This is a genomic window from Vibrio sp. Vb1980, from assembly GCF_033338615.1.
In the GTDB taxonomy this organism is placed as follows: Bacteria; Pseudomonadota; Gammaproteobacteria; order Enterobacterales; family Vibrionaceae; genus Vibrio; species Vibrio alginolyticus.
This window is the reverse complement of the sequence record NZ_JAWOSZ010000144.1, coordinates 1-560: the sequence shown is the minus strand read 5'-3', so window position 1 is coordinate 560 and position 560 is coordinate 1. Positions and strand designations below refer to the sequence as shown.

Here is a 560-nt window from a genome sequence, read left to right as displayed (position 1 = left end):
AAAGGGGTGTCTGCACCTCGTAAAAAGCGCCCGCTGCCAAAAAACCTCGATGTGGATGAAGTGAATCAACTGCTCGAAGTGAATGAAGATGACCCATTGGCGATTCGCGATCGCGCAATGATGGAGCTGATGTACGGTGCCGGCCTGCGTTTAGCCGAGTTGGTCAGTGTGGATGTGCGAGATGTGCAGCTGCGCAGTGGTGAGCTTCGTGTTATCGGTAAAGGTGACAAAGAACGTAAAGTGCCTTTTTCGGGGATGGCAACGGAATGGGTTGGTAAGTGGCTGCGCGTTCGTGGTGACTTAGCAGCGCCAGGTGAACCTGCATTGTTTGTGTCTAAACTCGGAACCCGTATTTCGCACCGTAGCGTGCAAAAACGCATGGCCGAGTGGGGACAAAAACAGGCTGTAGCCAGTCACATTAGCCCACATAAGTTGCGCCACTCATTTGCTACGCACATGCTGGAGTCGAGCAACAACTTACGTGCGGTGCAAGAGCTTTTAGGTCACGAGAACATATCGACGACCCAAATCTACACACACTTGGATTTCCAGCATCTAGC

Annotated in this window: 1 protein-coding gene; it reads left to right on the top strand. The window is 52.0% G+C overall.

Features of this window, described 5'->3' with window-relative positions; translation table 11 throughout:
• Positions 1-560: tyrosine recombinase XerC (locus R7F64_RS24210; RefSeq protein WP_318072193.1), on the top strand; the 560-nt coding region annotated here is incomplete at both ends.